This is a genomic window from Allobosea sp. 10L417 (assembly GCF_056395485.1).
Map to the genome: position 1 here is coordinate 268,394 of NZ_JBFTJP010000002.1, position 21,564 is coordinate 289,957.

The window sequence follows — 21,564 nt, forward strand, 5'->3', positions numbered from 1 at the left end:
ATGGCCTCGGCGCTCGACCTGACGCGCTGGGCCGCAGCTCTGCTTGTTCTTATCTACCACGTCCGGGAGAACGTTCTCGTTCCGGCCGCCGACACATCGGAAAGCCTGCGGTCAGCGCTGGTTTCGATTGTTTATCTCGTGACCAATTGTGGCGACCAAGCGGTTACCTGGTTCTTCATCACGAGCGGGTTCCTGGTCGGCGGGAGTGCGGTCTCGGATATCGTCTCGGGTCGCTTCGAGGGCAGGCACTATCTGGTCAATAGGATATCGCGGATCTACGCCGTGTATCTGCCGGCGCTCGCGTTGGGTTTCACGCTCGATCTGATCAGGGTGGGACAATTCGGCATTAGCCTCAATGCGGGGGGCGAAACAGTCGCCAGCTATAGCGCTCTTACGGTTATTCTGAATGTCTTGAATCTGCAGACCATTCTTGCGCCGACGATTGGAAGCAATATCCCGTTGTGGAGCATCGCATATGAAATGTTTTATTACTTAACCTTTCCATTCATATTTATCGCTTTCTGGAGGGGGCGTTTAGATCTGAGGATCACATTTATAATTGCATTATATTTTGTAATAGTGTTCAAAAATAATCCTTCAGTCATAAATTATTTCTTCATTTGGGTGCTTGGGGCGGTTGTCCGATTCATGCCCAGGCTTATTTTTGCGTCCCCGATCTTGGCTTGGGCTGCCGCAGTGGCCGCCTGCTTCAGTTTTCCGGCTCTGGCCACGCTGCTGGGGGGAGGCGCGAAGATCGTTCTCGGTCTGGCTTTTGCGAACGCCCTTCTTGCCGCGCGGTTCAGCAACTCTCCAGTGCTGCTGAAGATTGCACCCATCAATGCGCTTTTGGCATCATTTTCATTCAGCTTGTATGTTCTTCATGCTCCCGCACTGCACTTCATCCTGGCGCTGGCAAACGGCCGTGCCGACCCGCGTTTGAGCCTGCAGCCCAGCGGCTGGGAGGGTGTGAGTTGGGGCGTGGGGCTGACGGTCGCGCTTGTCCTCTATGCCTTCGCTTTCAGCCTCTTCACGGAGCGCAAGACGCACGTCGTCCGGGCGTTCCTCGAGAGGCAAATTTCCGGAAAATGCAGTGATCAAGTCAGGGCCATAAAGACTCGATGAGCTCTCGTGTTCACCACAGGTGCCTGGAGAAAGATCGGCCATAATGCGTATACATCAGATAGATGCGTTGCGCGGACTCATGGCCGCCGTCGTCGTCATCCAGCATATCTACCTGTCGTTTCCGACGGGGAGTGGCGCGGAGTGGGTGAATATTATCAAGTACTCACCCCTGCGCATTTTCATCGCGGGGCACGCAGCAGTTTTGGTATTCTTCGTCATGAGCGGCTTCGTTGTCGCTCTGCCGTTCACTGGCGGCCGGTCGCTGGTCTTCAAGGATTTCATCGTGAAGCGGCTCGCCCGGCTCTATCCGCCGTTTGCGGTAGCGGTTCTATTGGCGGCCTTGCTGTTCTGGCTCACAGGCAATCGCGGCGGGACGACGGCCAGCGCTTGGCTGCATGAGAATTGGAATGTCGATCTGTCCTTGCCGCTCGTTCTGCTGCATTTGATCGGCACCGGCAGAGCTGATGACATCAGTCTCAATAGCCCGATCTGGAGTCTCATCGTCGAAATTCGCGTGGCGCTGATTTTTCCGGTCCTGATACTCCTCGCGACACGCTGGCGCGTCGGTTCTTTGATCGGCGGGGGACTCCTCCTGCTTGGATCGAGCTTTCTCATGCCGGCGATTGGCGAGGGCCAGCAGATCTACGTATCGTCCACAACGATGCTGGGAAACGTCATCGTTACCGCCCGCTATCTGATCTTTTTTATCATCGGTATCGTGATGGCGGAGACGCTTGCCATCTGGCGCGGCCGGCTCGCGGAGCTCAGCGGGGCCCGCCGTCACGTTGTCGTCGGGCTGTCCGTGATCCTCCTGCTGGCTCCCAGCACGCATAGCTATCTGTCGGATTGGGTCATCGGTGTGGGTGCGGTCGGGATCGTGGCGACGACCGTCGCCTATGGCGATCGCTGGCGTTTGCTTCTCTCGGCACCAGCTCAGTGGCTTGGCCGGGTTTCGTATAGTCTCTACCTGATCCACATGCCTCTCTGGCTCGCGGCCATTCACCTCGGAGCCGACAGGATCGGTTTGCCGATGACAGCGTTGTTGTTCCTGGCAATCGTGTTTCCCGCAGCCGAAATGATGTATCGGCTTGTCGAGCAGCCTTCGATCGCGTTGGGACGATATCTGAGTGGCAAGCGGGGCGCGCACGCCGCAATGGGCGCCGAGCTTGCCACATCTGGAAAGATCAAAGAACCGTTGGCGTTGAGTGGGAAGGGCTGATTGCAGGAGGGCGCGAGAAAGGCCGCATGTGACCAACCTCTCGCATGCGATTGACGTCGACTCGCGGCAGCCACTGGAAGCGGCCCCCTTGGCAAGCTCCGTCGCCGGCAAGATCTTGGTCTTCACCGGCCCGCTGGAGTGGATGATCCGCGACGAGGCCAGGGCGATGGCCGAACCGCTCGGCGCGAAGGTCGCGGGTGTGGTCTCGTGGAATACCGATCGGCTCGCGCTGGATCCGGTGCTGGTCCCAAGCTCAAGGACGCGTCCAAGCCCGGCGTCGAGGCGATCGACGAGGCCGGCTGGTCTGATCTGAAAAGGCGGTTGAAGTCCGCTACGGGCGGCTTCGACAAACCACCCGCTCCAGCCGACAAGCTTTCCGTACAGCGCATTCCGTTTCCATCGAACGAGCAGGGCTTGACGGCGTCGACGGGTTGCTTTTAAACTTAACTCAATGGTTAAGTTTCAGGCCGCTCAGCTCGACAGGACGTTTTCCGCGCTGGCGGATCCGACGCGGCGGGCCTTGCTGGCGCGGCTGGAGCGGGAAGACGGGCTTTCCGTCAGCGAGCTGGCGAAGCCGTTCCCGGTCTCGCTGCCGGCGATCATGAAGCATCTCGAAGTGTTGTCGGATGCAGGGTTGGTCACGCGGACGAAGACGGGGCGCACCGTGTCCTGTCGTCTCAACGCCGAGCCGATGGAGGAAGCGATGGGTTGGCTGGCGCATTATCAGCGCTTCTGGACCCAAAGGCTCGATGCGCTCGAGGCGCTGCTCGAGGCGCGGCGCAAGGGCGAAGGCTGAAGGGATGGGCACATGCATCAACAGGTGACACCGAGCCTCACGATGAAGCGCCGCCTCAACGCGTCGCCGGCCGAGGTCTACACGGCCTGGACCGATCCGGAGCTGCTCGTGCGCTGGTTCGGGCCCGAGAACGTCGTTGCGCAGGAGGCCGAAATCGATCCGCGCGTCGACGGGGCCTATCGCGTCGTGATGATCGAGAATACGGGCCAGCGCCACGAGGTGTCCGGGCGCTATCTAGAAGTCGTCGAGAACGAGCGTCTCGTCTTCAGCTGGTCCTGGGTGACGACGCCGGAGCGCGTTTCTCGCGTCACCGTCACATTGAAGCCGGATGGTGAGGGCACGATCCTGACGCTTTTGCACGAGAAGCTGTTCGACGGTGCGGCCGTGCGCGGCCACACCCATGGCTGGACCGGAACCATGGAAAAGCTCGAGGCCTACTTCGCCTGAAAAAGGAGCGCGGCGCTGCCCCGCCGGGCAAGCGCGTGGAAGAGCTGCCGGCGTGGGCCGGCGGAAACACAGGGAGCGGAGACGATGGAACACAGGATCGTATCCCGTGAAGAATGGCTTGCGGCCCGCAAGGCCCATCTCGCCCATGAAAAGGAGTTCACCCGCCAACGCGACGCGCTCTCGGCCGAGCGGCGCGCGCTGCCCTGGGTCAGAATCGACAAGGACTATGTCTTCGCCGGTCCGAACGGGCGGCTGTCGCTGGCCGATCTGTTCGACGGCAAGAGCCAACTGCTCATCTATCACTTCATGTTCGGGCCGGGCGCCAAGGAAGGCTGCCCGGGCTGCTCCTTGCTCGCCGATCATTTCGACGGCGCGAACCAGCATCTGAAACACCACGACGTCAGCCTAGTGGTGGTCTCGCGAGCGCCTTATGCCGAGTTCCAGCCGTTCCGGCGCCGCATGGGCTGGGATTTCCCCTGGGTGTCCTCAGCCGGCAGCGACTTCAACCACGACTTTCACGTCTCGCCGAGCCCGGCGGAGAAGGCGGCCGGCCGCTACGAATACAACTATGAGACGCATGAAGGCGAAGGCGGCGAGATGCCGGGTTTCAGTGTCTTCTACCGCAATGCGGCCGGCGAGATCTTCCACACCTACTCGACCTATGCGCGCGGCGGCGACCTGCTGATCGGTGCCTACAACTTCCTCGACATGATGCCGAAGGGCCGCAACGAGGACGGGATCATGGACTGGATGCGTCACCACGATCGCTACGAGGACGAGCCGAAGGGCGCAGCGAACTTCCAGCCTCTGCTGGCAACCGGCTCCTGCTGCGCTTGAGCGCGCTTTTCCGCATCGAACAGCAGGAAGCGTCGGTCGATATCAAAGTTTTGAGACGCGGCCGCACGGGCAGCCGCAAGTGAGGAGAACGCTATGGCTTATGTCGATGGTTTCGTCGTCGCGGTCCCGGCCGCGAACAAGGATGCATATCGCAAGCAAGCCGCCGCCGCGGCGCCGCTGTTCAAGGAATTCGGCGTCAGGCGCCATGTCGAGGCCTGGGGCGACGATGTCCCGGACGGCAAGGTCACCGATTTCAAGGGCGCCGTGAAGGCGACGCCCGACGAGGTCGTGGTCTTCTCCTGGTTCGAATACCCCGACCGGGCCACACGTGACGCCGCGAATGAGAAGATCATGAGCGATCCGCGCATGAAGGAGATGATGGGCCAGGAGATGTCCTTCGACGGCAAGCGCATGATCTATGGCGGCTTCGCCTCGCTGATCGATGAAGGCGAGGGCGGTGCGATGGGCTACCTCGATGGCGTCCTGGTTGCCGTGCCCAATGATCGCAAGGCCGACTATCGCAGCTTCGCCGCCGGGCACGCGGCGCTGTTCAAGGAGTTCGGCGCCCGCCGCGTCGTCGACGCCTGGGGTGACGATGTGCCGGATGGCAAGGTCACCGATTTCAAGGGAGCGGTGAAGGCTGAAGCCGGCGAGACGGTGGTCTTCAGCTGGGTCGAGTGGCCGTCCAAGGAGGCGCGCGCCGCTGCCTGGGGCAAGATGATGGCGGATCCGCGCATGGGGGAGCTCAAGATGCCTTTCGACGGCAAGCGCGTCGTCTATGGCGGCTTCGCGCCGCTGCTGGATGTGTGATCGCGGCGGATGAAAGCCTCCCTCGTTCCGGGCTCGCCCTGGAATGAGGGTTTTGTGGCAGGGGTGAGCCGTCAGGCCGGCGGCCGACATTGCCGGTCGCTCGGTCTCCTCCGCGAAACAGGGGGACGCTCAGCAGAAACGCCGGCACGGTCGATCCCTACGCACCGCGTCAAGGAGAGGTTCGGCTTGGCGCTATGATTTCTCGCAGCCGTCATGCGGGGTGGCATCTTGTCCCGGCCGCGCAAATGGCCGAGAGATCGGGCTGCCCAACCGGATCGAGTTTTCATGTTTGCTGGCATTCCTCTCGGCGATCTCGCCTTCCTCGCCGTCTCCCTCGTGCTCGCCGGCGCGGCCACGGGGCTTCTTGCCGGCGTCTTTGGCGTCGGCGGCGGCGCGGTCATCGTGCCCGTGCTGTATGAGGTCTTCCGCGTCATCGGCGTGGCCGACGAGGTGCGCATGCCGCTTGCGGTGGGCACTTCGCTGGCCGTCATCATCCCGACCTCGATCCGCTCCTTCAACGCCCATCGCGCCAAGGGACTCGTCGATCTCTCGATTCTGAAGATCTGGGCCGTTCCGGTCGTGGTCGGCGTCATCGTCGGCAGCTATATCGCCCGCTACGCGCCGGCCGATCTCTTCAAGATCATTTTCGTCGTCGTGGCACTGATTTCGGCCATCCGCCTGCTCTTCGCTGCCGATCGCTGGAAGTTCGGCGAGGAGATGCCGGGCAAGCCGCTGATGGTCGCCTATGGCGGCGTCATCGGCGTGCTCTCGGCGCTGATGGGCATCGGCGGTGGCCAGCTCTCCAGCCTGTTCATGACCTTCTATGGCCGCCCGATCCATCAGGCCGTCGCGACCTCCTCCGGCCTCGGCGTGCTGATCTCGATCCCCGGCGCACTTGGCTTCATCTATGCCGGCTGGCCGAAGATGGACATCCTGCCGCCGCTCTCGCTCGGCTATGTCTCGCTGATCGGCATGATCCTGTTCATCCCGACCTCGATCTGGACCGCGCCGATCGGCGCGCGCATGGCGCACCGGCTCTCGAAGCGGCGGCTGGAGGTCGCATTCGGTCTGTTCCTGCTCTTCGTCGCCAGCCGCTTCATCTGGTCGCTGCTGCACTGAGCAGGTGGGGCGGCCGATGAGCGAAACCGCGATCCGGCTGCTCCAGCCCGCCGATCATCCGGCGCTGGCCGCGCTGATGGTCGAGATGCAGGGCCACTACGCGGTGCCGTGTCCGCCGGCCGATGAGATCCTTGTCGGTCTCGCGCAACTACCGGCCGGCGTCGACATCCTCGTCGCGGTGAAAGGCGAGGCGGTGCTCGGCTTCGCCTCTGCCTGTAATCTCTATCCGGGTCCGGGGCTGAAATCCGGCTTCTTCCTGAAGGAGATCTACGTTGCCGATGCGGCGCGCGGTGGCGGCCTGGGGCGCGCGCTGATGGAGGCGCTGGCCGACCTCGCGCTCGAACGCGGCCACCGCCGCATCGACTGGACTGCCGATGCCGACGACCCGGACCTGCTGCGCTTCTATGAAAGCCTCGGTGCGACCGCACAGCCGAAGAAGCTCTTCTTTCGTTTGAGCGGAGAGGCTCTTGCCGCCTTGGACCGGCGGCAAGCCGGGACTACTCCGGGCGGTGCAATGCATCCGCCATCAAAGAGCTGAGTTCTGTTCCCGCGACAGGCTGGTCGGTCTGAAGTTCCGCCCCTGTCGCAAGGAGGGCGGATGCCTTTCAGATCAAGATTGACGCCGCTGCTACCAGGCGACGCAGCGGCGTACGCCGCCGACGACCCCGTAGCGTCGGCACACGGCGCCGTGCGAGCGCGGAGCGACATAGCCGCGCCGTGCGACGACAGCGCCGTTCGGCCCGGCGCATCCAGCCCGGTAGACGCCCTTGGCACAGACCACGGCGGAGGCCGTGGACGGAAGAACGAGGCTCGACACCGCATAGGCGGCGGCAACGGCGAACAGTCCGGCCGGGAATCCAAGAAGAGCTTTGCGCATGGCATTGTCACCTAACGTAAGCAGACGGGAGGCAAGCAGAGCGAGCGCTCACAAATCGTTGCCGTCAAGTCCCGTTGCGCATTCGAGCCTCCCGCCATGACGTTTGGCGGCGGTCCGCGTGGGGGCGCGGCGGCTGGTCAGGCGCTCGGATGCAGCATGAGCGCAAGCCCGAGATAGATCGCGATCTCGGCGAGCTGCTGCGCCGCGCCGAGGATGTCGCCGGTCTGCCCGCCGATCAGGCGTTGCGCCAGCCGCGACAGCACGGCTGCGGCACCATGCGCCAGCGCGAAACCGAGCAGCAGCCCGGCCACCGGGAGTTGCGCCAACAGCGCGATCCCGGTCGCGAGGAAGAGGCTCAGGGCGAGCGCGATCCGCGCCGTGACGATCGACGGCTGGCCGACAGCCGCGGCGGCGCCGCTGCTGCGCGCCGCCGGCTGCGTCGCGAGCAGGAAAAGCCCTTCGGCGCGGGACCAGGGGGCCGCGACGAGCACCGCCGCTGCCGCCGCCCAGGCGCCGGAGCGGTCGAGGATCAAGGCGATGAGGCTCGCCCGCAGCAGCAGAGACAGGCCAAGCGCCAGCGCGCCATAGGAGCCGATGCGGCTGTCCTTCATGATCTCGAGCCGGCGTTCCGGCGTGTGTCCGCCGAACAGCCCGTCGGCGGTGTCCGCCAGCCCGTCCTCGTGAAAGGCGCCGGTGGTCAGCGCCAGCACGGTCAGCGAGAGCGCAGCCACGACGAAACCACTCAGGCCCGCCAGCCCGGCGCCGAGTGTGATGAGCGACGCCGGCAGCGCGATGACGAGGGCCGCGAAGGGCAGAGCGCGTGGCACGCTGCGGAAGTCGGGGATGCCGTGGCTGCCGGCCTCGCCGGGCAATGGCGGGACGGGCAGGCGCGACCAGAAGCGCAGGCAGATCGCCGTCGCGATCGTCCAGCCCGGCCAGTCCGGCGGGGGCGTCTCCGTCGTCGTCTCGGCTTCAGCCATGCCTGCCGCGTTGTTCTGCTCGATTGTCTTCACGCTCCCGACCCTATAGCAGCAGCTTCAATCCTGCCGCCATGCCGATGCGCTGATGCGGTTCCTTGCGTAATGGATTTGCCCATGGCCGCCTCCGGATTGCCCTTCGACGATATCCGCGAACTCATCGCCGCGATGCCCGGCCCCGACATGGCGGCGGCGAACGCGGTACGCGCCCGCGACGCCAATCTCACCAAGCCGGCCGGCAGCCTCGGCCGCATGGAGGAGATCGCGGAATGGCTCGCGGCCTGGCAGGGCAAGGCGCCGCCGCGCGTCGACCGGCCGCTGGTCTGCGTCTTCGCAGGCAATCACGGCGTCGTGGCTCAGGGCGTCTCGGCCTACCCGCAGACGGTGACGCGCCAGATGCTGGAGAATTTCGCGGCGGGCGGCGCTGCGATCAACCAGATCTGCGCGGCCTATGATCTCGGCTTCAAGGTCTTCGATCTCGCGCTGGACCTGCCGACGGGAGACTTCACCCAGACCGATGCACTCGACGAGCGCGCCTGCGTCGCCACCATGGCCTTCGGCATGGAAGCGCTTGTCGGCGGCACCGATCTGCTCTGCCTCGGCGAGATGGGCATCGGCAACACCACCTCGGCCGCGGCGATCTACGCCGCCCTCTATGGCGGCGACGCCGCGCATTGGTGCGGGCACGGCACCGGCGTCGATGAAGCCGGCTTCAAGCGCAAGGTCGCGGCGGTGGAGAAGGGGCTGGCCCTGCATCGCGCCCATCTCAAGGACCCGCTCGAAGTGCTGCGTCGCCTCGGCGGGCGCGAGGTCGCGGCGATCTGCGGCGCGATCATCGCCGCGCGCTCGCAGCGCATCCCGGTGATCCTCGATGGATACGTCGTGACGGCTGCCGCGGCGATCCTGCATGCCATCGAGCCCTCCGCGATCGACCACTGCATCGCCGGCCATCTCTCGGCTGAGGGCGCCCATGCCGATGTGCTCGCTCGTCTCGGCAAGGTGCCGCTGCTCGCGCTCGACATGCGGCTGGGTGAGGGCACGGGCGCGGCGCTCGCCGCAGGCCTCGTCAAGGCGGCGGCGGCGGTCCATTCGGGCATGGCGACCTTCGAGCAGGCACAGGTCGCGCGGAAGGATTGAGATGAGCAGTCATGCTCGGGCTTGACCCGAGCATCTCGGAAACCAGTCTTCTCTTGTTCTGAGATTCTCGGGTCTGCGCTTCGCTCCGCCCGAGAATGACGTTCCGCTCACTCCGTATAATCCGTCTTCAGCCCCGCCCGCTCGGCGTGTCGCTCCTGCGCCAGTTCGATCAGGCGGGTGATTAGCGCGGGGTAGGGCAGGCCGGAAGCCTCCATCATCTTCGGATACATGCTGATCGCGGTGAAGCCCGGCAGCGTGTTGATCTCGTTGAAGTAGAAGGCGCCGCTCTGGCGGTCGAGGAAGAAGTCGACCCGCGCCAGCCCACTGCATTCCAGTGCGACGAAGGCGTCGATGGCGAGCTGGCGCACGCGTGCCATCTGGTACGGATCGAGCTTCGCCGGCAGGTCGACGGTTGCGCCGTCCTGGTCGATATACTTGGCCTCGTAGGAGTAGAATTCGTGCTGCGGGCCGGCGTTGAGCTCGCTCGCGACGCTCGCCACCGGCGGATCGCCGTCGAGCACTGCGACCTCGATCTCGCGGGCATCGATGCCCTGCTCGATCAGCACCTTGGTGTCGTACAGGAAGGCATCGGCGAGCGCCGCGTCAAGATCCTCCCAGCGCTTGACCTTATGGACGCCGACGCTGGAGCCCATATTGCAGGGCTTGACGAAGATCGGGAGCGTCAGTGCCTCGCGCGCCGCACTCGCCGAGCCCTCGGGGTCGCGGCGATAGTCGCGGCGCGACAGGGCAAGATATGGCGCGACCGGCAGCCCGGCGAGCGCGGCGAGGCGCTTGGCGATGTCCTTGTGCATGCCCACCGCGGAGGCCAGCACGCCCGAACCGACATAAGCCGCGCCCGAAAGCTCCAGCAGGCCCTGCATCGCGCCGTCCTCGCAGAGCGGGCCGTGGATTACCGGGAACACCACATCGACCGGCGCGATGGCAGGCGCGGTGTTGTCGGCGGGCAGAATTGCGGTCTGCGTGCCCCGCGCTTCCAGCCGGATAGCCGGAGAATCCGCCGGGATCGGCAGGCTGTCGCTGTTCGTGGCTTCGATGCGCCGCAGATCGTGGCATTGCCAACGGCCCTGCTTGTCGATGCTGATCGGCACGGGCTCGAACCGGTCCCGGTCGAGATAGCGCAGGACGGAGGCCGCCGATTTCAGCGAGACCTCGTGTTCGCCCGACTTTCCGCCATAGAGCACGGCGACGCGCGTTTTCCGGTTCATGATGCGAGGGTCCGAGAGGAGAGTGTGGGCGCCCCGAGCGAGGCGTCTATGGATGTTGCCGATCGATGGGGCGAGATTCGGGCGTTGCCGCCGCGGATTTGCAGTTCATGCCGCCCGCGACTTCGGCTCGGGCAAGGCGGCGAGCGTGTCCATCACGCGCTCGGCCGGCAGGGTGATGGTCACTTCCGTCCCGGCGCGCGGCTTCGATTTCAGGTTGAAGCTGCCGCCGTGGAGATCGATCAGTCCCTTGACGATCGGCAGGCCCAGCCCCGAGCCCTGCTCGGCGGTTTTGATGGCGAGCGAGCCGCGCCCGAAGCTCTGCATCACGATCGGGATCTCGTTCTCGGGGATGCCGGGCCCGGTATCGGCGACCGAGACATATTGCCCGCCCGTCGCCGTCCAGCCGACCTTGATCGTGATCTCGCCGCCCTGAGGCGTGAATTTGATCGCGTTCGAGAGCACGTTGAGGACGACCTGGCGGATGGCGCGCTCATCGGCCCAGACCCGCGGCAGCTGCGGCTCTGCAAGCGTGCGGATGCTCTGGCCCTTGGCCTTGGCGCGCATTGCCAGCATGTGCCGGCAGTCCTCTACGATGTCGACGAGCGACAGCGCCTCCTCGTTCAGCTCGTATTTGCCGGCTTCGATGCGCGACAGGTCGAGGATTTCGTTGATCAGGTTCAGCAGGTGCTGGCCCGAGCCGTGGATATCGGCCGAATATTCCTTGTAGGCGGCATTGGCGTGCGCGCCGAAGATCTCGCTCTTCATCACCTCGGAGAAGCCGAGGATGGCGTTGAGCGGCGTGCGCAGCTCGTGGCTCATCGTGGCGAGGAAGCGCGACTTGGCGAGATTGGCTTCCTCCGCCTTGCGCCGGGCCTCGTCGGAATTCGCATTCGCGGTTTCGAGTTCGGCGATCAGCGCGTCCTTCTCGGCCCGGAAGCCGATCGAGTCGACCGAGCTGGCATAGAGCCGGTTGGCCAGGAAGATGAAGAAGAGTTGTGCCGAGGCCGCCATCAGCGCCATCGTCACGCTGTCCATGTCGCGCCGTTCCCAGAAGAACGCCATGATGCCGGCGATGATCGGCGTCAGCCCGGCATAGACCGCGATCGGAATCGTGGCGGAGAGCATGACCGTGAGCGCGCTGACGATGAGCAGCGCCGTGGTGACGAAGACCTTCGCGCCGGGAGCCTCGACAGGCGCGAACAGCAGCAGGAGAAGCGCCCAGGAGAAGCCGTGAATGCCCTCTGCCAGGGTGAAGAGCCGGCGCCAACGTTTCAGCCGGACCGTATCGGCGGGCTTGCGCAGATAGCGGCGCGACAGGGCGACGATGATGAGCGTGCTGGCGAGGACCGCGGCGCTCCACAGCGCGACATACATGGTCGGCAGCCACAGACAGGCGGCTGCGGCGATGCCGATCACCAGCACCAGCGTGCCGGCGGAGCCGGTCAGGCGGTATTGCGCGAAGACGCGCAGCAATTCGGAATCGAAGGCGCGCTCGAGCCCGGTCGAGGACGTCAGGCGCTCGCGCACGGATTTCACTTCCCGTGAAACGTGCTTGCGGCGCGCCACGACGGAAGGATCGGGCCCGCGCCCGCGCTGCACCTGTTCGGCCGTCACTTCCGCCATGGTCGGAAAGATGTATCCTCGTGCCGCCGCGCGGGATGCGCAAACGGCTCGCCATCATGGACACCAAATCGTTAAGCTCTTCCTGATGGCTCCCTTCGGATTTAGCAGCTCTCGTTCCGGCCCCTTCGGCTGGCGCCGTGTCGGCCGCGTCACGGATTTCGCCGTGGCGCTCGGCTTTCTCGGCTTTTTGGCGCTCGCTGGTGCGATCCTGCAATACCGCCTCGGCCCCGCCCGGACGCTGGTCGGAGCGGCGCAGGCGATCGATGGCGATTCGCTGAGGCTGCTCGGCGAGGAGCTGCGGCTGGAGGGGATCGACGCCCCCGAATATCGCCAGAGCTGCACCGACCGGGCCGGCCGGCAGGTTGCCTGCGGGCGCGAGGCGCGGCGTGCCTTGCAGGCCATGCTGGCCGGGGGGATGGCGACCTGCGAGATCGGCAAGGTCGATCGCTACGGCCGCGGGCTGGCCCGCTGCCGGGTCGGCGAGGAGGACGTCAATGCCCGCATGGTCCGCGACGGCCAAGCGGTGTCCTATGGTGCTTATCGGGCCCAGGAGGAGGAGGCGCGGGCCGCGCGGCGCGGACTCTGGGCGCTGCAGTTCGAGCGGCCCGAGGCCTGGCGTCGCGCCCATCCGCGCTGAGCCCGGGCCCTCCCGGCCGGATGCGGCATCGCCCGCCTTGCTGGCGTCACGAAACCGCAGCATGTGGTTGACCTTCCGGCGCGGGCCGTGATCCGGTGCACCGGAGACGGAGAACATCTGATGAAGCTCTACGATGGCGGGCGGGCGCCAAATCCGCGGCGGGTCCGCATCTTCTTCGCGGAAAAGGGCGTGGCGCTGCCGGATCTGGTGGCGATCGACATCGCCAAGAAGGAGCATCGGACCGAAGCCTTCGCCCGGATCAACCCGGCGCAGCGCCTGCCGGTGCTCGAACTCGACGATGGCACCGCGCTTGCCGAGACCATCGCGATCTGCCGCTACATCGAGGCGCTTCATCCCCAGCCGGCGCTGTTCGGCCGCGATCCGAAGGAGCAGGCGACCATCGAGATGTGGAACCGGCGGATCGAGCTCGGGCTGTTCGCCAGCGTTGCCGCCGTCTTCCGCCACAGCCATCCGTCCATGGCAGAGCTTGAGGACCAGGTCCCCGAATGGGCGGAGGCCAATCGGGACCACGTGGACGACCATCTCTGGCTGCTGGAATTGCAGCTTGCCGGCAACGCCTTCGTCTGCGGCGAAGCCCTCTCCGTGGCGGATATTACCGCTGGCATCGCCATCGACTTCATGAAGCCCTCACGCATTCCGCTCGCCGAGGACTTCGTCCATATCCGCCGCTGGCACGATCAGCTGTCGACGCGCCCGAGCTGGAAGGCGTGATGCGCCGGTTGTTCCCGTTCCTGTTGGCTCTGCTGGTTCCGGTCACCGCGGCGCAGGCGGTCGAACGCCTGAGCGGGGAGGCGATCGAACGCGCCTTTCGCGGCAACACGGTGTCCGGGCGCTACACCAATGGCGGCTTCTTCACCGAGTATCACGATCCGAACGGGCAGGCGCTCGGCCATAATGGCTGGCAACCCAATACCGATGCCTGCTGGATCACCAAGCCGGACCGCATCTGCTACTATTACGGCCCGCCGAGCGATCGCACGGTGCATTGCTTCACCGTCGAGATGAGCGGCGACCTCTACGTGCTGCGCAACGTCGGCAACGGCATGGTCAATGCGCTGGCCAAGGTCGAACTCGGCAATCCGCGCAACCATACCGACAACGGCACGCCCTGGTATTGCGACGGTTTGATCTCGCGCGCCCCGGCGCCGCCGATGAGCCGGAAGCTGGCGCAACGCTGATGCGACGGTGCTCGGGCATCGCGGTCGCGGTCCTTGGGCTTCTCGCCGCGACCGGTGCCGGCGCGGCCGAGCGGCTGAACGGTGAGCAGATCCGGCGGCTGTTCGAAGGCAACACCGTCTCCGGTGTCTATACCGGCACCAACCTGCCCTTCAGCGAGTTTCACCATCCCGACGGTCGCGCGAGCGGTCACAACCGCGGCGTGTCGAACAAGGATGCCTGCTGGACGACGACCGCGGACGCGGTTTGCTACTACTACGGTCCGCAGGAAACGCGCCGGACCTATTGTTTCACCATCGAGGTCAGCGGCGATCTCTATGTCATCCGCAACCGTCCGAGCGGCCGCATCAACGGTCTCGCCCGGATCGAGAAAGGCGATCCGCACGACTATGCGGCGAAGCAGCCCGCTTGGGTCTGCGATGGGCTAATCTCGCAGGCTCCCGGACGTTCCAGGCTGGCAAGGCGATGAGCGCGCCGGAAACGCTCGACGAGGTGCTGGCGGAACTGCGGGCCTGCCGGATTTGCCGTGACGCGCCGCTCTACCTGCCGCCGTTGCCGCACCAGCCGCGCCCGGTGATCCAGGCTTCCGCGACGGCGCGGCTCTGCATCGCCGGGCAGGCCCCAGGCACGCGCGTTCATGCCAGCGGCCGCCCGTTCACCGACCCTTCCGGCGTGAGGTTGCGGAGCTGGCTCGGCATCGACGAGGCGGCGTTCTACGACGCCGCCAAGGTCGCCATCGTGCCGATGGGGCATTGCTTTCCGGGGCTGGACGCGAAGGGCGGAGACAAGCCGCCGAGGCGGGAATGCGCGCCGGCCTGGCGCGGACGGGTCTTCGCGGCACTGCCGCGGATCGAGCTTGTGCTCGCGATCGGGCGCTATGCCCAGGGCTGGCATCTGGGTGCAAAGGAGGCCGCCAATCTCTCGGGGACGGTGTCGAACTGGCGTGAGATCCTGGCCCGGCCGGTGCATCCGCGCGTGCTGCCGCTGCCGCACCCGTCCTGGCGCAACAACGCCTGGCTCAAGCGCAATCCCTGGTTCGAGCGAGAGTTGGTTCCCGTGCTTCAGGCGGAGGTCGCGCGGCTACTGAAGCCTCAGGGCGAGAGCGTCCTTGAGAGCAGCGGACACCGGCTCGCGTGACGACAACGCGGTAGAAAATAAAGAGATCAGTAGCGGAACGGCCCGGAATCCAGGCCGCGATCGACCCCGCCGCGAACGCTGAGGACCGAGCGGACAGGCCCGAGGGCGGTCTGGCCACGGCTTTCGAGATAGGCCATCCCGTCCGCGCGGCTGCCATAACCGTTGCGCGAGCTCTTCCCGAATTCGGCGCGGACCGAGCCGCCGGCCCGGACGCAGAGGGAGGAGCCTTCGAGGCGGACGAAGCCGGCGCCGTATTCGGGGCAGGGGCGGGCGCCCTTGCTGGCCGCGGGGGCGGGTTTGCTGAAGGATTCGCGAGGAGCGGCGCGCCCCGGCAAGGGCTCGCCGAGCGATTGCGCTGTGGCAGCGGTCGCAAGGCAGGTCAGGAGCAGGGCGAGGACGGTGCGGGGCATGGCGATTTCCGAGCGACGATGCCTGCTAACCCTAAAGCAAGGCACGGCTATGGCATCCCGTCTAGCATGGCGCGCGCTGCCGCGGGAGTGGCTTGGCGCAATGCGATGAAAAACCCCGGCTTGCGCCGGGGCAAGTGTCGCTCGCGCTGGAAGCTCCGTTGGGTCAGAGCAGGTTCGAAACGCGCGAGCGGATCAGGAAGTTGTCGTAGGTGTATTCCGCGATCTGGAACCACAGATATTGGTCGCCGCGGAAGGCCGACATCGAATCGTAGATCTTCTTGAAGTCCGGATTCTTGGCGCTGGTTTCCGCGTAGACTTCCTTCGATGCCTTCAGGCAGGCTTCGAGGATCTCCTGCGAAAACGGGCGCAGTTGCGCGCCGGCGGCGACAAGGCGCTTGAGCGCGGCCGGATTGCGGGCGTCGTACTTCGCCTGCATGTCGATATTCGCCTGGGCGGCGGCTGTCGTGAGCAGCGACTTGTAGACCTTCGGCAGTTCGTTCCACTTCGCCGTGTTGATGAAGAAGTGGAGCGAGGCTCCGCCCTCCCACCAGCCGGGATAGTAGTAATAGGGCGCAACCTTGTTGAAGCCGAGCTTCTCGTCATCGGCGGGGCCGACCCACTCCGCCGCGTCGATGGTTCCCTTCTCCAGCGCCGGGTAGATATCCCCGCCGCCGATCTGTTGCGGCACGACGCCGAGCTTGCTCATCACCTGCCCGGCAAAGCCCCCGATGCGCATCTTCACGCCCTGCAGGTCGGCGGCGGTCTTGATCTCCTTGCGGAACCACCCACCCATCTGGCAGCCGGTATTGCCACCGGGCAGGGCGTAGATGTTCGCCTTCTTGTAGAACTCGTTCAGCAAATCCATACCGCCGCCATGGTAAAACCAGGCGTTCTGCTGGCGGGAATTGAGTCCGAACGGCACGGCCGTGCCGAAGGCGAAGGTCGGGTCTTTTCCGACATAGTAGTAGGAGGCGGTGTGGCACATCTCGACGGTGCCGTTCGTCACGGCATCCGCCGCCTGCAGAGCCGGCACGATCTCGCCAGCTGCGAAAACCTGAATTTGAAAATTGCCGTCAGTCGCTTCTGAAACGGCCTTGGCCAGAACTTCCGAGGCGCCGTAGATCGTATCGAGCGATTTCGGGAAGGACGAGGTGATCCGCCATTTGATCTCCGGCATCGGCTGCGCAATGGCCGGGCTCGCGATAGTTCCCGCAGCTGCCCCGATTGCTGCGGTCTTCAGGAATAGACGACGCTTCATCCAGTTTGCTCTCCCTCAGAGGCATGCACGCCGGTTTTCCGGTCGTTGCTGACGCACGCCAGCAAAGCAGGTCTGGTTGTCGGCGCAAGATGTATTTGCATGGCAATCATGCAATTTCGTCATGGATTGCGGGGCAGGGCCGATAATCCGCAATGGATCGCTCGCCGCGGCAACCAGCCAAATAAAAAAGGCCCGGCGTGATGCCGGGCCTTCGAAACAACGATTTGGCGTCCGCCGTTCAGCGTGCGCGCGTGCGCACCTGGAAGACGTCGAAGCTCAGCTCCGCCACCTGCCACCAGAGATACTGGTCGGAACGGAACGCGGCCATGGTCTCGATCGCCTTCTTGAAGTCCGGGTTCTTCGCCGAAATTTCGGAATAGAGCTCGTTCGAGGCCTTGAGGCTCGCTTCCAGCACGTCCTGCGGGAAGGGGCGCAGCTGCGTGCCGGCCGCAACCAGTCGCTTCAGCGCCGGCGGATTCACGACATCATAGCGTGCCGCCATCTGGGTGTTCGCATAGGTGCAGGCGGCGGTGAGCGCGGCCTGATAGGTCTTCGGCAGCGAGTTCCACTTCTCGAGGTTCACGAAGGCGTGGACGGTCGGTCCACCCTCCCAGAAGCCCGGATAGTAATAGTACGGCGCGACCTTGGCGAAGCCGAGCTTCTCGTCGTCATAGGGACCGACCCACTCGGCGCCGTCGATGGTGCCCTTCTCGAGCGCCGGGTAGATGTCGCCGCCGCCGAGCTGCTGCGGCACGACGCCGAGCTTCTGCAGCACCGAGCCGGCGATGCCGCCGATGCGCATCTTCAGGCCTTGGAGATCGGTGGTCGACTTGATTTCCTTGCGGAACCAGCCGCCCATCTGCGCGCCGGTATTGCCGCAGGGAAGGCCGTAGGCGTTGAACTTCTTGTAGAATTCGTTGAACAGCTCGTTGCCGCCATGCTGGAACAGCCAGGCGTTCTGCATGCGGGCGTTGAGGCCGAACGGCACCGAGGCGGGGATCGCGAAGGTCGGATCCTTGCCGACATAGTAATACGAGACGGTGTGGCACATCTCGACGGTGTTGTTCGTGACGGCGTCGAGAGCCTGCAGGGCCGGGACGATTTCGCCGGCGGCGAAGACCTGGATCTGGAACTTTCCGTCGGTCAGCTCGGAGACCATCTTGGCCATGATCTCGGCGCCGGCATAGATCGTATCGAGCGACTTCGGGAAGCTCGAGGCCAGGCGCCACTTCACCTCGGGATTGGACTGCGCAACCGCAGGCATGGCCACAGCGCTGGCCGCGGCGCCGGCAGCCGCGGTCTGAATAAACTGACGACGCTTCATCTAGCGATTCTCCTCGGACATTCAGGGGGTGCGGGCGTTTCGAAAGGGGTTCTGTCGCCCGACGTTCCGAAACGCGTTGTAGCGAATGGATTTTCGAAGCGCGAGGGATTTCATCGACGATTCTTGCGACTTTCGGCTAGTTCCGATGCATCTCTTGGCTCGCTCCCGCGGCGATGCTTAAAGCGGCCATGATCGAGACTGAAAACCTGCGGCTGCGCCGCCCTGAGATCGATGATCTCGATGCGATCCACGCGATGCGCAGCGACCCGGATGTCGTTCGCTACCTCGGCGGCCGGGCGCTCAGCCGGGAGGAGGCCTGGCATCGGTTGACCCGCATCGCCGGCCATTGGGCTCTGCGCGGATACGGCATGTTTGTGGCGGTCGAGAGACACAGCAGCGCCTTCGTCGGCGAGATCGGCCTGTTCGACGGTTGCCGTGGGCTGTCCCCGCAGTTCGACAATGCCCCCGAGGCCGGTTGGATTTTGGCCGCAGAGGCTCACGGCAAGGGCTATGCAAGCGAAGCGGCGGCTGCCGCTCACGGCTGGTTTGCGGCGACCCATGGCGCACGGCGCAGCGTCTGCATCATCGCGCCCGAGAACGTTGCTTCCCTACGCGTCGCGCAAAAGCTCGGCTACAAGGGCTTCGGACAGGTCGAATATCAGGACCACACGGTGCTGATGCTCGAGCGCATTCCGGGCTGAGGCAAGTCCGCGAGGAGGCAGGCATGGATCAGGACAGGCTCAACCGGCTCAGGCAGCGCTATGCCGGCGCCAGCGGCGGCGACATTCACGATCCGCGCTTCGCCAAGGTCGCGGCAGGCCAGTTCACCGGCGACAGGCGCAAATGGCCCTTCGCCGATGTCGCGACCTTCGTCGGTGCGCCCTATCGCCCGGACGCCCTCGCCAAGCCCGATATCGGCGGCCTCGATGTCGCGATCATCGGCGTGCCGATGGATCTGGGCGTGACCAACCGGGCCGGCGCCCGCCTCGGCCCGCGCGCTGTCCGTGCCATCGAGCGGATGGGCCCCATGGATCATGCGCTCGGCACGGCGCCCTTCACCATGATCAAGGCCGCCGATGTCGGTGACGTGCCGTTCCGTTCGCGCTATTCGCTCGAAAGCTGCCATGAGGATATAGAGGCGACCTTCCGGACGATCGTCGAGGCCGGCGTCTCGCCGCTGGCGGTGGGCGGCGATCACTCCATCACCTATTCGATCCTCAAGGCCGTGGGAGCGAAGCGCCCGGTCGGCATGGTGCATATCGACGCCCATTGCGACACGTCCGGCCCCTATGAGGGCTCGAAGTTCCATCATGGCGGCCCGTTTCGCCAGGCGGTGCTGGATGGCGTGCTCGACCCCGAGCGCGTGATCCAGATCGGCATCCGCGGCGGCGCCGAATATCTGTGGGAGTTCTCCTACGAGTCCGGCATGACCGTGATCCATGCCAATGAAGTCGACGATCTCGGTCTTGATGCGGTGATCGCCAAGGCGTTGGCCGTGATCGGCGACGGGCCGACCTATGTCTCCTTCGATGTCGACTCGCTCGACCCCGGTTTTGCGCCCGGCACCGGCACGCCCGAAGTTGGCGGCTTGACGCCGCGCGAGGCACTGGCGATTTTGCGCGCGCTCAAGGGGCGCGACATCGTGGCGGCTGATGTCGTCGAGGTCGCGCCGCAATACGATGCGACCAGCAACACGGCGCAATGCGCGGCGCAGGTTCTCTTCACCGAGCTCTGCCTTCTGGCTGAGGCTCGCGCCGCAGGAAAAGGAAGACCATGACGAGGTTCGGTTCGATCGCACGGCTCGCCGCCCTGGGCGGGGCCTGTCTCCTGGGGTTCGCAGCGCGCGCCGAGGTGCCGCAGAACGGATCGGCCTATATGGACGCCGCCGCCGCGTCGGTCGAGACGATGATGAAGGCGTCGGAGAGCCAGCCGAGCCTGCCGCGCCTGGCCGATCCCGTCGAAGGCAAGGTGCTGGCTGACGTCTGGGACGAGCAGGCCATCCTCGGCAAGAAGCCCTATACGGGCGCCGATATCCCGGCGTTGCTGAACATCGTCCAGAAGCAGACGAGAATCCTGCAGGCCTATACCCTGTTCTCGGCCGACCGGAAGCCGCCGGACACGGCCAAGAACGTCGCCGAGTACCAAGACGAGTTGACGCGGACCCATGTCTTCCTGCTGAAGGCTGTCGCCGCGTCGCTGCAGGCGATCAACAATTTCGGCGCGCATCTGCAGGCCGACGAGAAGACCGATGCTCGCTTTCAGGGCATCCGGCAAATGCGCCTAGGCCTGCAGCAGATCGTCACCGGAGCGGCGCTGGCGCTGCGCAATCCGGCGTTGAAGCCTCAGAATCAGCTCTTGATCGCACGCAGCCTTGCCGAGAACGCGGCCGATATCGCCGCTGGCATCGCGCCCCCGGATCGGCAGGCGCTGATCGCGTCTTTGCAGGCGGCTCAGCCCGTCCTGAAGCCGGATGCGCAGAAGGCGGTTGGCGAATTCATCCAGACCGTTTCGGCGGCGCCCTGCGACGGGCTCTGCCGGCTCAACTGAGGAGATCGGCCGGTATCCCGGCCGTTCTTCGGTATCGCTAGCGCCGCGCCGCCAGCCAGATCACATGCCGCGCCCCGCCGCCCGTGCGGCGGGCGCGTGCCGTGATCTCCTCGGTGGCGAAGCCTGCGCTGCGCAGGCGCCGGGTGAAGCCGTGGTCCGGGCCCGATGACCAGATTGCGAGGATGCCGCCCGGCCGCAGCGCCTCCTTGGCGGCGTGCAACCCTCCTGCCGCATAGAGCCGGTCATTGCCGGCGACTGTCAGCCCTTCCGGCCCATTGTCGACATCGAGCAGGATCGCGTCGTAGCGGCCCCTGGCGTTGGTGATGACGCCGGCCACGTCGGCAACGGTCAGTTGGGTGCGCGGATCGTCCAGGCAGCCGGCGAAGACCGCCGCCATCGGCCCGCGCGCCCAGTCGACGACGGCGGGGATCAGTTCGGCCACCTCGACCTCTGCATCCGGCGGCAGATGGGTGAGGGCGGCCCGTAATGTGAATCCCATCCCGAGTCCGCCGATCAGCATTCGGATTCCGGGGCGCTGGCCCAGCCGCTCGCAGACCAGCTTCGCCAGCGCCTCCTCCGAGCCGCTGAGACGGCTGTTCATCAGCTCGTTGCTGCCCAGCATGATCGAGAACTCGCTGCCCCGCTGCTTGAGGCGCAGATCTCCGCTGCCATCGGGCAGGGGCGCGCTGTCGAGGACCGTCCAGGGAATCACGTTGCTCTCACCTGTGTCTGAACCCGCCTTATAGCTGCGCGCGTCCGCAGCGTATCGGTCGGATTTCCATGCCCTCAGTGCATGGGGCCGCGTCGTTTTCGCTGCTGCTATGGCGTGTCGGAATGGCTATTCCATGTTGCGGCGCAGCATCG

General features: G+C 65.3%; 26 protein-coding genes. 18 read left to right on the plus strand and 8 right to left on the minus strand.

Annotation, left to right across the window (positions count from 1 at the left end; translation table 11 throughout):
* The 9 genes from AC1DE3_RS07420 (at position 1) to AC1DE3_RS07460 (ending at position 6,888) form a co-directional block, all read left to right on the plus strand.
* Positions 1 to 1,122 carry an acyltransferase family protein gene (locus tag AC1DE3_RS07420; protein WP_476779839.1) on the plus strand — a complete coding sequence of 374 codons (1,122 nt, stop codon included), beginning with the start codon at positions 1 to 3 and terminating at the stop codon, positions 1,120 to 1,122.
* Positions 1,123 to 1,165: 43 nt separating this feature from the next.
* Complete coding sequence (locus tag AC1DE3_RS07425) at positions 1,166 to 2,341, plus strand: acyltransferase family protein (protein ID WP_441512305.1); 1,176 nt, start codon at positions 1,166 to 1,168, stop codon at positions 2,339 to 2,341.
* A 28-nt stretch (positions 2,342 to 2,369) separates the two neighbouring features.
* Positions 2,370 to 2,654, plus strand: coding sequence for a hypothetical protein (locus AC1DE3_RS07430; RefSeq protein ID WP_441512306.1), 285 nt, complete (start codon positions 2,370 to 2,372; stop codon positions 2,652 to 2,654).
* A gap of 138 nt (positions 2,655 to 2,792) precedes the next feature.
* Positions 2,793 to 3,137 (plus strand): ArsR/SmtB family transcription factor, encoded by a 345-nt coding sequence (locus tag AC1DE3_RS07435; RefSeq protein WP_441512307.1) that lies wholly within the window; start codon positions 2,793 to 2,795, stop codon positions 3,135 to 3,137.
* 12 nt (positions 3,138 to 3,149) lie between these two features.
* Positions 3,150 to 3,584, plus strand: coding sequence for an SRPBCC family protein (locus tag AC1DE3_RS07440; protein ID WP_441512308.1), 435 nt, complete (start codon positions 3,150 to 3,152; stop codon positions 3,582 to 3,584).
* A gap of 84 nt (positions 3,585 to 3,668) precedes the next feature.
* Positions 3,669 to 4,421: a DUF899 domain-containing protein gene (locus AC1DE3_RS07445; RefSeq protein WP_441512309.1), complete on the plus strand. Its 753-nt coding sequence runs from the start codon at positions 3,669 to 3,671 to the stop codon at positions 4,419 to 4,421.
* 93 nt (positions 4,422 to 4,514) lie between these two features.
* The gene (locus AC1DE3_RS07450) at positions 4,515 to 5,231 is read left to right on the plus strand and encodes a DUF1428 domain-containing protein (protein ID WP_441512310.1); all 717 of its coding nucleotides are present in this window, start codon (positions 4,515 to 4,517) and stop codon (positions 5,229 to 5,231) included.
* A gap of 285 nt (positions 5,232 to 5,516) precedes the next feature.
* Positions 5,517 to 6,350 (plus strand): sulfite exporter TauE/SafE family protein, encoded by an 834-nt coding sequence (locus AC1DE3_RS07455; protein ID WP_441512311.1) that lies wholly within the window; start codon positions 5,517 to 5,519, stop codon positions 6,348 to 6,350.
* A gap of 16 nt (positions 6,351 to 6,366) precedes the next feature.
* Positions 6,367 to 6,888 (plus strand): GNAT family N-acetyltransferase, encoded by a 522-nt coding sequence (locus tag AC1DE3_RS07460; protein ID WP_441512312.1) that lies wholly within the window; start codon positions 6,367 to 6,369, stop codon positions 6,886 to 6,888.
* A gap of 90 nt (positions 6,889 to 6,978) precedes the next feature.
* On the opposite strand, the gene AC1DE3_RS07465 is transcribed toward AC1DE3_RS07460, so the two are convergent.
* A complete protein-coding gene (locus tag AC1DE3_RS07465) occupies positions 6,979 to 7,227 on the minus strand; it encodes a hypothetical protein (protein ID WP_441512313.1) in 249 nt (82 codons plus the stop codon).
* A gap of 137 nt (positions 7,228 to 7,364) precedes the next feature.
* Positions 7,365 to 8,207, minus strand: a complete 843-nt coding sequence (locus AC1DE3_RS07470) for an adenosylcobinamide-GDP ribazoletransferase (protein WP_441512557.1) — start codon at positions 8,205 to 8,207, stop codon at positions 7,365 to 7,367.
* 114 nt (positions 8,208 to 8,321) lie between these two features.
* Between AC1DE3_RS07470 and cobT the strand changes: the two genes are divergently transcribed.
* Positions 8,322 to 9,341, plus strand: a complete 1,020-nt coding sequence (gene cobT, locus AC1DE3_RS07475) for a nicotinate-nucleotide--dimethylbenzimidazole phosphoribosyltransferase (RefSeq protein ID WP_441512314.1) — start codon at positions 8,322 to 8,324, stop codon at positions 9,339 to 9,341.
* A 107-nt stretch (positions 9,342 to 9,448) separates the two neighbouring features.
* Here the strand turns inward: cobT and AC1DE3_RS07480 are convergent, their stop codons facing one another.
* Both AC1DE3_RS07480 and AC1DE3_RS07485 read right to left on the minus strand, forming a co-directional pair.
* Positions 9,449 to 10,567 carry a D-alanine--D-alanine ligase family protein gene (locus AC1DE3_RS07480; RefSeq protein ID WP_441512315.1) on the minus strand — a complete coding sequence of 373 codons (1,119 nt, stop codon included), beginning with the start codon at positions 10,565 to 10,567 and terminating at the stop codon, positions 9,449 to 9,451.
* 105 nt (positions 10,568 to 10,672) lie between these two features.
* Positions 10,673 to 12,190, minus strand: a complete 1,518-nt coding sequence (locus AC1DE3_RS07485) for a sensor histidine kinase (protein WP_441512316.1) — start codon at positions 12,188 to 12,190, stop codon at positions 10,673 to 10,675.
* 85 nt (positions 12,191 to 12,275) lie between these two features.
* Here AC1DE3_RS07485 and AC1DE3_RS07490 point away from each other — a divergent pair, with 85 nt between their 5' ends.
* From AC1DE3_RS07490 to AC1DE3_RS07510, 5 genes are all read left to right on the plus strand, one after another.
* Complete coding sequence (locus AC1DE3_RS07490; RefSeq protein ID WP_441512317.1) at positions 12,276 to 12,827, plus strand: thermonuclease family protein; 552 nt, start codon at positions 12,276 to 12,278, stop codon at positions 12,825 to 12,827.
* Positions 12,828 to 12,947: 120 nt separating this feature from the next.
* A complete protein-coding gene (locus AC1DE3_RS07495) occupies positions 12,948 to 13,559 on the plus strand; it encodes a glutathione S-transferase family protein (RefSeq protein ID WP_441512318.1) in 612 nt (203 codons plus the stop codon).
* Positions 13,559 to 14,026, plus strand: coding sequence for a hypothetical protein (locus AC1DE3_RS07500; protein ID WP_441512319.1), 468 nt, complete (start codon positions 13,559 to 13,561; stop codon positions 14,024 to 14,026). The genes AC1DE3_RS07495 and AC1DE3_RS07500 overlap by 1 nt, the downstream gene beginning before the upstream one ends.
* Positions 14,026 to 14,493 carry a hypothetical protein gene (locus AC1DE3_RS07505; RefSeq protein ID WP_441512320.1) on the plus strand — a complete coding sequence of 156 codons (468 nt, stop codon included), beginning with the start codon at positions 14,026 to 14,028 and terminating at the stop codon, positions 14,491 to 14,493. Before AC1DE3_RS07500 ends, AC1DE3_RS07505 begins: the two co-directional genes overlap by 1 nt.
* On the plus strand, positions 14,490 to 15,161 hold the full coding sequence (locus AC1DE3_RS07510) for a uracil-DNA glycosylase family protein (protein ID WP_441512321.1): 672 nt from the start codon (positions 14,490 to 14,492) through the stop codon (positions 15,159 to 15,161). The genes AC1DE3_RS07505 and AC1DE3_RS07510 overlap by 4 nt, the downstream gene beginning before the upstream one ends.
* Positions 15,162 to 15,187: 26 nt before the next feature.
* On the opposite strand, the gene AC1DE3_RS07515 is transcribed toward AC1DE3_RS07510, so the two are convergent.
* From AC1DE3_RS07515 to AC1DE3_RS07525, 3 genes are all read right to left on the minus strand, one after another.
* Complete coding sequence (locus tag AC1DE3_RS07515; protein ID WP_441512322.1) at positions 15,188 to 15,571, minus strand: porin family protein; 384 nt, start codon at positions 15,569 to 15,571, stop codon at positions 15,188 to 15,190.
* A gap of 163 nt (positions 15,572 to 15,734) precedes the next feature.
* Complete coding sequence (locus tag AC1DE3_RS07520) at positions 15,735 to 16,829, minus strand: TRAP transporter substrate-binding protein (RefSeq protein WP_441512323.1); 1,095 nt, start codon at positions 16,827 to 16,829, stop codon at positions 15,735 to 15,737.
* Positions 16,830 to 17,067: 238 nt separating this feature from the next.
* A complete protein-coding gene (locus AC1DE3_RS07525; protein WP_441512324.1) occupies positions 17,068 to 18,153 on the minus strand; it encodes a TRAP transporter substrate-binding protein in 1,086 nt (361 codons plus the stop codon).
* Positions 18,154 to 18,341: 188 nt separating this feature from the next.
* On the opposite strand from AC1DE3_RS07525, the gene AC1DE3_RS07530 reads away from it, so the two are divergent.
* Genes AC1DE3_RS07530 through AC1DE3_RS07540 form a run of 3 tightly spaced genes read left to right on the plus strand, consistent with a single transcriptional unit; the run spans position 18,342 to position 20,700 of the window.
* The gene (locus AC1DE3_RS07530) at positions 18,342 to 18,854 is read left to right on the plus strand and encodes a GNAT family N-acetyltransferase (protein ID WP_441512325.1); all 513 of its coding nucleotides are present in this window, start codon (positions 18,342 to 18,344) and stop codon (positions 18,852 to 18,854) included.
* A 23-nt stretch (positions 18,855 to 18,877) separates the two neighbouring features.
* Complete coding sequence (speB, locus tag AC1DE3_RS07535) at positions 18,878 to 19,930, plus strand: agmatinase (protein WP_441512326.1); 1,053 nt, start codon at positions 18,878 to 18,880, stop codon at positions 19,928 to 19,930.
* Positions 19,927 to 20,700, plus strand: a complete 774-nt coding sequence (locus AC1DE3_RS07540) for a hypothetical protein (protein ID WP_476779844.1) — start codon at positions 19,927 to 19,929, stop codon at positions 20,698 to 20,700. Before speB ends, AC1DE3_RS07540 begins: the two co-directional genes overlap by 4 nt.
* A gap of 37 nt (positions 20,701 to 20,737) precedes the next feature.
* Here AC1DE3_RS07540 and AC1DE3_RS07545 read toward each other — a convergent pair whose 3' ends face one another.
* Positions 20,738 to 21,412 carry a spermidine synthase gene (locus tag AC1DE3_RS07545; protein ID WP_441512328.1) on the minus strand — a complete coding sequence of 225 codons (675 nt, stop codon included), beginning with the start codon at positions 21,410 to 21,412 and terminating at the stop codon, positions 20,738 to 20,740.
* Positions 21,413 to 21,564 lie beyond the last annotated feature (152 nt).

What these genes read in the sequence shown, in the direction of transcription:
- AC1DE3_RS07420 (WP_476779839.1), top strand. Translation starts at nt 1, where the DNA reads ATGGCCTCGGCGCTCGACCTGACGCGCTGGGCCGCAGCTCTGCTTGTT.
- AC1DE3_RS07425 (WP_441512305.1), top strand. Translation starts at nt 1,166, where the DNA reads ATGCGTATACATCAGATAGATGCGTTGCGCGGACTCATGGCCGCCGTC.
- AC1DE3_RS07435 (WP_441512307.1), top strand. Translation starts at nt 2,793, where the DNA reads ATGGTTAAGTTTCAGGCCGCTCAGCTCGACAGGACGTTTTCCGCGCTG.
- AC1DE3_RS07440 (WP_441512308.1), top strand. Translation starts at nt 3,150, where the DNA reads ATGCATCAACAGGTGACACCGAGCCTCACGATGAAGCGCCGCCTCAAC.
- AC1DE3_RS07445 (WP_441512309.1), top strand. Translation starts at nt 3,669, where the DNA reads ATGGAACACAGGATCGTATCCCGTGAAGAATGGCTTGCGGCCCGCAAG.
- AC1DE3_RS07450 (WP_441512310.1), top strand. Translation starts at nt 4,515, where the DNA reads ATGGCTTATGTCGATGGTTTCGTCGTCGCGGTCCCGGCCGCGAACAAG.
- AC1DE3_RS07455 (WP_441512311.1), top strand. Translation starts at nt 5,517, where the DNA reads ATGTTTGCTGGCATTCCTCTCGGCGATCTCGCCTTCCTCGCCGTCTCC.
- AC1DE3_RS07460 (WP_441512312.1), top strand. Translation starts at nt 6,367, where the DNA reads ATGAGCGAAACCGCGATCCGGCTGCTCCAGCCCGCCGATCATCCGGCG.
- AC1DE3_RS07465 (WP_441512313.1), bottom strand. Translation starts at nt 7,227, where the DNA reads ATGCGCAAAGCTCTTCTTGGATTCCCGGCCGGACTGTTCGCCGTTGCC.
- AC1DE3_RS07470 (WP_441512557.1), bottom strand. Translation starts at nt 8,207, where the DNA reads ATGGCTGAAGCCGAGACGACGACGGAGACGCCCCCGCCGGACTGGCCG.
- cobT (WP_441512314.1), top strand. Translation starts at nt 8,322, where the DNA reads ATGGCCGCCTCCGGATTGCCCTTCGACGATATCCGCGAACTCATCGCC.
- AC1DE3_RS07480 (WP_441512315.1), bottom strand. Translation starts at nt 10,567, where the DNA reads ATGAACCGGAAAACGCGCGTCGCCGTGCTCTATGGCGGAAAGTCGGGC.
- AC1DE3_RS07485 (WP_441512316.1), bottom strand. Translation starts at nt 12,190, where the DNA reads ATGGCGGAAGTGACGGCCGAACAGGTGCAGCGCGGGCGCGGGCCCGAT.
- AC1DE3_RS07490 (WP_441512317.1), top strand. Translation starts at nt 12,276, where the DNA reads ATGGCTCCCTTCGGATTTAGCAGCTCTCGTTCCGGCCCCTTCGGCTGG.
- AC1DE3_RS07495 (WP_441512318.1), top strand. Translation starts at nt 12,948, where the DNA reads ATGAAGCTCTACGATGGCGGGCGGGCGCCAAATCCGCGGCGGGTCCGC.
- AC1DE3_RS07500 (WP_441512319.1), top strand. Translation starts at nt 13,559, where the DNA reads ATGCGCCGGTTGTTCCCGTTCCTGTTGGCTCTGCTGGTTCCGGTCACC.
- AC1DE3_RS07505 (WP_441512320.1), top strand. Translation starts at nt 14,026, where the DNA reads ATGCGACGGTGCTCGGGCATCGCGGTCGCGGTCCTTGGGCTTCTCGCC.
- AC1DE3_RS07510 (WP_441512321.1), top strand. Translation starts at nt 14,490, where the DNA reads ATGAGCGCGCCGGAAACGCTCGACGAGGTGCTGGCGGAACTGCGGGCC.
- AC1DE3_RS07515 (WP_441512322.1), bottom strand. Translation starts at nt 15,571, where the DNA reads ATGCCCCGCACCGTCCTCGCCCTGCTCCTGACCTGCCTTGCGACCGCT.
- AC1DE3_RS07520 (WP_441512323.1), bottom strand. Translation starts at nt 16,829, where the DNA reads ATGAAGCGTCGTCTATTCCTGAAGACCGCAGCAATCGGGGCAGCTGCG.
- AC1DE3_RS07525 (WP_441512324.1), bottom strand. Translation starts at nt 18,153, where the DNA reads ATGAAGCGTCGTCAGTTTATTCAGACCGCGGCTGCCGGCGCCGCGGCC.
- AC1DE3_RS07530 (WP_441512325.1), top strand. Translation starts at nt 18,342, where the DNA reads ATGATCGAGACTGAAAACCTGCGGCTGCGCCGCCCTGAGATCGATGAT.
- speB (WP_441512326.1), top strand. Translation starts at nt 18,878, where the DNA reads ATGGATCAGGACAGGCTCAACCGGCTCAGGCAGCGCTATGCCGGCGCC.
- AC1DE3_RS07540 (WP_476779844.1), top strand. Translation starts at nt 19,927, where the DNA reads ATGACGAGGTTCGGTTCGATCGCACGGCTCGCCGCCCTGGGCGGGGCC.